Origin of the sequence: Oliverpabstia intestinalis (assembly GCF_009696065.1) — a bacterium.
Lineage (GTDB): Bacteria > Bacillota > Clostridia > Lachnospirales > Lachnospiraceae > Oliverpabstia > Oliverpabstia intestinalis.
Window position 1 is genome coordinate 1 of record NZ_VUMS01000050.1, and the last position, 7,897, is coordinate 7,897.

Sequence of the window (7,897 nt, forward strand, 5' to 3'; positions counted from 1 at the left end):
CCTCAAGGTTCCGTGCAAGCACGGACTTTGACTCGTTGCTCGCGTAAATCACCTTCGGTGATGGCATTTTGGCTTGTATGTCTCGGGATTTTGACATATTCATGTCAAAACACCTCGCGGGACAGTGGCAACTGAATAGTTACCCTGCAACATCTATTATATGTCTCTTTTCCTTACTTCCGCAACCAGAAACAGCCAATCCTGCCTCATCTTCCATGCAAAAAAGTCGGAAACCTGTCTTACCTTTCAGGATTCCGACTCTTCTTTTGTACTTTCTGCTTTACTCTCTCACCCAGCACTCCCGGATCTCAGCGATGTACATGGTATGATAATCTTTTTCCGGATACCATCTTTCATCTTCTTCCGTTTCATAGAAGTTTTCCGGTTTGATCTCGTCATGGTAAAGCTTTCTGCATACCAGCACCTGTGTAGCCTCTTCGAATCCCGGCTGACCGTCTACTTCTGTCAGATGCAGACCGGACTGTTCGATCTTGTCCGGGACATCTTTGCCGGAGACTTTGCCGAGGTATCCCAGCTCTTTCATGTGCTCGCCACCGAAGAAACTGATGGTAAATGTATCACCTGCATCTACGAATTCTTTGGTGTGACGCTGCGGGCGGATATATACTGTTGCCACATTCTTGCCCCACAGAACGCCGATGCCGCCCCAGGAAGCGGTCATTGTATTGGCTTTGCCGTCTTTTGCTGCAGAGATCAGCATCCATTCGGAACCGATCTTCTCAAAAGGTTTCATCTCGAGTGTTTTTACATCAACTTTTTTAAATCCCATCGTACCTGTCCCTTCTTTCTATAACACAGAAGGTAACTGCAGGCTGCTGCCCCGGTTACCTTCATTTCTCAGTAACTGTCTCATCTTTCACAGCTACTGTTATTATACTATTTTCTGCTAATATCGCAAAGCTATTTCTGCGATATTTTTGCCTGTTTCTTCTCATTCGCAGATTCCAGCATTCCACCGATGATCTGTAACAGAATCGCAAGTCCGATCAGACTTCCCGCTGCGATCTTACCATGAAATGTCACGAAAAATGCAAGTACCCGTCCCAGCACAGGAACAGAATACACTACCTTTCCCATGTAATAATCATAGCCCACCGGATACAGATCTTCTTTTTCATTTGCATCACCCTTGGTGTGGATCTGACCGGTTACAATATCATTCTTGATAACCCTGTGTGTGATGATCGCTCCCGTATCCATAGAACTGTAGAATGCGATCACATCATCTGTCTCGGCATCCTCCGGTGCTCCCGGCTGTACATAGACCAGACTTCCCACCGGTATCGCCGGCTCCATACTTCCACTGATGACTGTATAGATCTCATACCCGAAGACCCGCGGAAGGGTTAATGGCAGACATACAAGAATCACTGCCACCAGACAGACCGTTCCGAATATCTTACAGACTCGGGCACATCCTGCCAGTGCCCCTTTTTTCTTTCTTCTTTTTTTCCATATCCTGTACCAGAACCGATGCCTGCCCAAAACACCTTATGACAGGCTCTGATCATCCTTTGCATTATTCAGACTTCTGACAGACTTCACGCTGTACCGGATCTCATACACGGTATCTTTCTTCCGGAACTGTGCATCGATGCGTTTCTGGATTTCCTGACAATCCTCCGGTTTTGTATTGAGCAGAAGCACCAGATACTGTCCCTTCCCGTAACGGGTAACTACGTCTCCCGCACGAATACTTCTGCAGATACTTTCCCATATATACCGTGACAGTACCTCTGCACATTCATCGGATCTGATGGGATGTTTCTCCATATCCGTTAATGTACATAACATCAGCTGCACCTGTTGTCCGCTTCGCTCTATCATACGTGCAACCATATGATAAATCTCCCGGAACACCATCCAGTTACACTGATATGGCTCCTGTACCTTTTCCAGCTGTTCTGTCATATTCTCCTGTATATTATCCAGTATATCATACTGATGGTCAAGCTGTTCTTCGATTTTTCTCCGGAAATCCTTTAATTTGCACAGTTCTTCTTCCATATAGACCTGACGATACTTTTCCACGGTTTCCACATACAGACTCTCTACCTGTTCTGTTCTTCCCATACCGGTCAGCGCCTCGATCACCAGCAGTTCCCCTTCTTCATATGGCGCTGATTTTGATACATGCCGGCCCAGCTTCTCCAGCTGGATATATGCCTTCTTTTTCCGCAGAATCTCTGCCATATATTCTATCAGCTTCAGGAACATAGTATGGTAACGCTCCCGTTCCTCTTTTACCCAGCCTTCCTGCTCGGAGTCCTTAAGAAAGGCACCTTTATACAGCAAGGCAGCTTTCCAGCACAGCTCAATCCGTTCCTCCCAGTCCCCTGCCCTGCATGCTCTGCTGCAGTACTCTTCAAACAACTGCGCATCCTCTTCAAACGGAATCTCTTTGTCCCAGTAAAATCTTCCTCTTCTGGAAATAATATATTTTCCTTTCGGAAGCCCTGTCTGCTCCAGCTTCTTTCTGATATTATAAATCAGGCTGTGGATCGCATGGTTCGCATCGTCCAATGTCCGTTCACCAAACAAAACCTTCTCCAGATGTTCCCGGCTGATCCCCTCTTCTCCGCTATGGAAAATCAACTGCAATACCAGTGCAAACTGCGTCTCTTTTTTCTTCTTTGCGATCAAAGATCTCCCCTGATATTTCAGGGAAAAATCACCGAACATTTTTACATACAAAACCTGTTGGTTCTTCGATTTTTTGTTCTTCACATACGTTCCACATGTTTGCATACTTCTGTTTACAGCCTCCTGAAACAACCACTTTCCTGAGTTGTATTACACTTTCACGGAAAATATGATTTTCGTTCCTTCCGTGCAATATACATGTATATTATAATACATAACGTGAAGGAAAGCAAATCTTCTTTATATGTTATTTTATGCAAAATAGAATACCCTTCGCGACTTTGATTTGTGTGGACAACAAAAAACTGCTGTATGGAGTTTTGTTTTTACTCCATACAGCAGTCTCACTGTTCTTTCCACTGTCTGATTATCTGTGTACACGTTTTCTGACGATCACAATACCTGCTGCCAGTGCTGCAAGTGCTGCTACGCCGATACCAACGCCGGCTACCAGAGGAAGGCTCTTCTTTACTTTCTTGTTGCCATCCAGGTCTTTGTCACTCTTCGGTACATCCTCATCGTCCAGATCTTTCAGATCCTGGTCTGCTTTTGGTGTATCTTCATCACCGATGGTGGTGGTGTCTTCGTTATCCTGTGCATCCTGGGTGGTTCCGCCGTTTTCTGTGCCTTCTGTTCCCTGATTATCTGTTACATTGCCAGGTCCGCCATTGCCGGTTCCACCTGTGGCATCTGTGTCCTGTTGTGCATCACCGTTTCCGGTGGTTGTGCCTGCTGCGTTACCGCCATTGGCATTGGTTCCTGTGCCACCGGTTGTGCCTGTAGTTCCACCGGTTGTTCCGGTAGTACCACCGGTTGTAGTCGTTGTACCTCCCGGTACGGTAACTGTCTGCTCGGTGGTGTTGGTGATGGTCTGTCCCGGTGTTGTCACGGTTACAGTCTCATATGGCAGATAATTAAAGGTAAATACGTTCTCTGCTGCATTGGCAGATAAGGTCTTGGTCAGGTTTCTGTACTCCGGTGTGTAACCATCGATATAGGTATATGCAACCACCGGTTTGTCACCTACATTACCATAGAAGGTCTGGCTGTCTGCCAGCTTGTTGCCGTTAGCATCCTGATAATTGATGGTGTAAGCTACCTGATCGCCTTTGATTCCGTATGCTACTACGTATTCCTGGTCTCCGGTCACTTCAAAAGAAGAATTCTCTACTGCAGCATTATTATCACGTCCACTGATACGGATACCCTGCACATAATACTTGCTGTCCTTATCCAGCGCTACTGCACCGGATCTTGCTTCAAAACTTACGGTATCTCCGGGATTCAGATCTTTGATCACGATAGCATCTGCAGTATTGGAAACACTGTAGTCTGCTCCCTTTACTACCAGACCTGCAGTTCCGGAAAAAGCTCCCTGCTTACCTCTGAATATCGTTACCTGATACTTATAATTCTCTGCCTTAACACTCATAGGAACCGATCCAAGCAGAAAACAAAAGGCCAGAAGAACTGTGGCTATCTTATACATTTTTTTCATCTCTGACCCTCTCCTTTCTCCTCTTTTCGCTTCTTGATCAGTACCACTGCCAGGATCAGAAGAATCACACCGCTTGCCAGCGCTACCGCACTGATGGCAAGGATCTGAGTGGTATCACCTGTTTTCGGGGATCTCACAACATTCTTTGTCGGTGTCTGCACTGTCCTGGTCACTGTCTTATTGACAACTTTGTCTTCGCCCTTCTTCGTCACGGTTGTCACCGTCACCGGATCGGCTGCGAAGCTCATCTGGAGGCTTGCCAGTGTATCCTGATAATCATTACCCTGTGTCTCACCGTCCAGCTTTACTGTCAGATGAACAGAAGCTACATCACCTTTGGAGAGGCGATCCAGATACAGATACTTCTCCAGTGCATCGGTGGCCTGGTGAAGGCCTTCACCCTTCTGGGCATCCTCACCGCCTACGGTTTCGCTGTCGTATAATACGGTTTCTTTCTTATCCGGTCCCACATAAGTCAGCTTGTAACCATATGCGCCGCCTTCTGCGATGCTCTGGCTGTCTTCCAGAGATTTTAATACTTCGTTGGTCATATACCAGTCTGCATCTTTCTCACTGGTGTTCTTCAGTCCTACCTGAAGTTCCATGGTATCTCCCGGCTGTAACTGGAAGATATCTTTCTTCATGTCTGCGGAAGTAAAATTACTGCTCATCTTGGAGCCGTTGAATTCTACCTTCCAGTCAGAACCGCCCTGCAGGGTCTCTGCAAATGCTGTTGTATGTATGCCTACGGCCATGATCGCTGCCATGGCAAGGCACAAAATTCTTTTTTTCATATTCTGCACCTGGCAAATGAACCTGATTTCCACTTGTGCTTACTTTTACAATATCCCAATCTGTTGTTGCCTTTTCGTTTTTAAAAGTAACGCTTCCAACAGTTCCACCACTGTTTTCATTATAAGTGTAATTTTGGATAACATCTACATCGTTACCATCACTATCAGTTGTCTTCTCATATCCCAGTTTGAATGTGACACTCTCTTTTTCCTCATTGCGAGTGTTGCTACAGTTTGTAGTGTCATCAACCTGATAATCGGTCAATACATATCCATTCGAACCTTCTTCGCTTATGGTATATGTTCCACGAGATAAATTCTCCAGGTCTTTACCAGTAAATTTTGCTTCAGTGGAATTTGCCGGAATAGTAATAGAAACTTTTATGATTTCTTTTCCAGATTCGTCTTTAATGCTGAAATTGAATGTACAATCTGTTTTCAACGCACTTTCCAGTTTCTTTGTAATCTGGATTTTACCTGATACAACCTTGATTGTGTAAATGCCATACAGTTTTTCAGAATTACTTTCATTTACAGCTTCTACAATATGATTTTCATCACCTGCTATTTTTTTGTCTGTATTTGCAGTACTTTCAGCTGATGGTACTCCTGCATTATAACTTACTTTTAGATAATATGTAGTATTTGTATCTGCAGTTAACTCTGTAACCCCAGCTGTGCATTCTGGATCACTGTACCATTCAGTTGTAAAACTATTCGCCGGAATACTATACTTACTAGTATTTCTTTCAAGATCGAACATTTCCTTCAACACAGTGTCTGTAGCCGGAAGACTATCACCTTTATAAATTGTGACTTCTTTGTTTCTGACCTTCAGTTCGGCTTTTACGTTTACCTTAGGTTGAGGAAGAACAATTTCACCATATCCTGTGGTTATCTTAGAATCCGGTGTGACGTTTGTAGGTACGTTGTTTCCTCCGATGTAGTCATCTTTTGCCTTCACTGTGATTGTATTATTCCATTCTCCCTTTTTCTTGTTGGGAATGGTCTGATCAGTCCATGTTACAACCTGGTTTCCGTTTTTATCTAGGGATACTACTCCTCTATTCTCTAAGGTTATGGTCTTTTCAACTTTCAAATCTTCATTTTTTATCGGTGTGCCATCATCTTTAACGATTACAAACCTCGAATCAATCACATCCGTAACTGTTGCGCCTACGATGTCTATGTCGTTGGTAATTGTGCTTTGGATTTCTTTGAAGATTTCACCCAATGATGCAGCATCATCTGCCACTTTCGCACAACCCGGTGAGGCAATTCCAGGATACTTCGTTTCATTATATGTTCCACCTGCTAGAAATGTCTTTGATCTGTCATTAAGGTCAAAACCTATTGTATAAACAGTATATCCCGCATCTCTTAAACTTTTCGCTTTGTCCTCAGCACTTTTCTGTGCTGTCTCGTCCCAACTACTGCCTCTACCTGTTGGTTCACCGTCTGTAAATAATACTACACATTTTGTTTTACCATCATTAACTACAGCATCTAATTTCGTCTTTGCATTACTGAGTCCTACTCCTGGATCCGTGCCACCATTGGCATCCAATTCATTAACAAATTTTTTTAAATCCTGAGCATTATCACCAACTCCCACTTCTGTTAAATCCATTGTGCTCCCGTGATCACCACGATCCGCACCATAACCCGCACTACTAAATGCAGTAATTCCAATCTTGCTCTTTGGTGATTTTGCCTCTGTATCATCTATAAACTGATTTACAGAATTTTTCAAGGCATCTAATCTGGTAGTTGTAGATGCTGTATAGATTTTGCACTTCTCACTATATTCTTCTGCATCTTTCCTCCCAATGTCATCCTTAACACGCCATTTTTTGTAGTAAGAAGAATAATACAATTCTTTATATTGACCATTAACTTCCAAATAATAGGTTTTATCATTATCTAGTATTTTTCTTCCATCTTTAGTATTCATAGCCACATATTCATAAGTGACTATTTCTTTTTTCATAGATCCGGATACATCTAACACCAACATGATATCAGCAACCGGCTTTTGTGTTGATGTTGTTACGCTTGTTGATGTTGATGCGGCTTTGATATTGATATTATAAGTTCTTTCATCCCAATCTTTTACTGTTGCAGTTTTGCTGTGCTCCATACTGGATTGGATAATTTCCTGCTGAGTCTGATTTACAATATTGTACATGCCATTAGTTAACTTAACAGGAGTTGTTCCATCTGAATTATATAATGTTGCCACAGCAGAATTGCCTGTTTTTGAGACTTGTACAATCCATGTTTCATTGGAAAGACTATATCCATTAGGTGCCGCCATTTCTTCCAGTGTATATGTCCCTTCTCGTAAATCTCTGAATGAAACTGTTCCATCTGCAATAGATGTAGCATTGTATACTTCTGTAGGATCTGAATTATTAGTCAAGCTAAATGCTGCACCTTCCAGTGCTTCATTCGTTGTATTCACTTTTTTGAAGCTGAAATCAGCTAACGGTTCCTGTGTTACTTGTGCTACTCTGGCATTTGGAAGCGTGAACTTCATATCACAGTTTGATGCGCCCGCGCCTCGTTCCATATAAAGAACTGTTAATACGTGCTCTTCTTGTTTCTGATCGTTTGTAAGTGTCAAAGATGTAGGGTCATCAACATTAAATAATTCCTTCCAAATATTAACGTTTTTGGTTAAGGCGTCATGAATTCCTCCCAAATCGATAATGACTTTTTTCCCATCGAGCAACACCCACATATCATCATCACCGGTAAATTTATAATTTATGTATATTCCGCAACCACAGACCAGGGTTTCCGCCAAAATTGGGTTCTTCCGCAATTGCCCGTTTTTTGCTTCCAATGAAATTATTTCTGTGATAAAATGTTGGTATCAAATAAAGGCGGTATATGATAATGAATGATTCGTTGAAATTAGATATGTTTTTCCCAGGTG

At 43.0% G+C, this 7,897-nt stretch carries 6 protein-coding genes; all 6 read right to left on the reverse strand.

Translation table 11 applies throughout. From position 1 onward, the window contains the following. Positions 1 to 280: 280 nt before the first annotated feature. Entirely contained in the window at positions 281 to 790 is a 510-nt protein-coding gene (locus FYJ57_RS14315) for a flavin reductase family protein (RefSeq protein WP_154433174.1), read from the reverse strand. Between the two features lie 131 nt (positions 791 to 921). Further along, positions 922 to 1,506: a signal peptidase I gene (locus FYJ57_RS14320; RefSeq protein WP_235904599.1), complete on the reverse strand. Its 585-nt coding sequence runs from the start codon at positions 1,504 to 1,506 to the stop codon at positions 922 to 924. A gap of 6 nt (positions 1,507 to 1,512) precedes the next feature. Beyond that, a complete protein-coding gene (locus FYJ57_RS14325; protein WP_154433175.1) occupies positions 1,513 to 2,769 on the reverse strand; it encodes an AfsR/SARP family transcriptional regulator in 1,257 nt (418 codons plus the stop codon). A 262-nt stretch (positions 2,770 to 3,031) separates the two neighbouring features. Further along, positions 3,032 to 4,162: a MucBP domain-containing protein gene (locus FYJ57_RS14330; protein WP_154433176.1), complete on the reverse strand. Its 1,131-nt coding sequence runs from the start codon at positions 4,160 to 4,162 to the stop codon at positions 3,032 to 3,034. Further along, positions 4,159 to 4,956, reverse strand: coding sequence for an LPXTG cell wall anchor domain-containing protein (locus FYJ57_RS14335; RefSeq protein WP_154433177.1), 798 nt, complete (start codon positions 4,954 to 4,956; stop codon positions 4,159 to 4,161). The genes FYJ57_RS14330 and FYJ57_RS14335 overlap by 4 nt, the downstream gene beginning before the upstream one ends. Beyond that, entirely contained in the window at positions 4,862 to 7,765 is a 2,904-nt protein-coding gene (locus tag FYJ57_RS14340) for a SpaA isopeptide-forming pilin-related protein (protein WP_154433178.1), read from the reverse strand. Before FYJ57_RS14340 ends, FYJ57_RS14335 begins: the two co-directional genes overlap by 95 nt. Positions 7,766 to 7,897 lie beyond the last annotated feature (132 nt).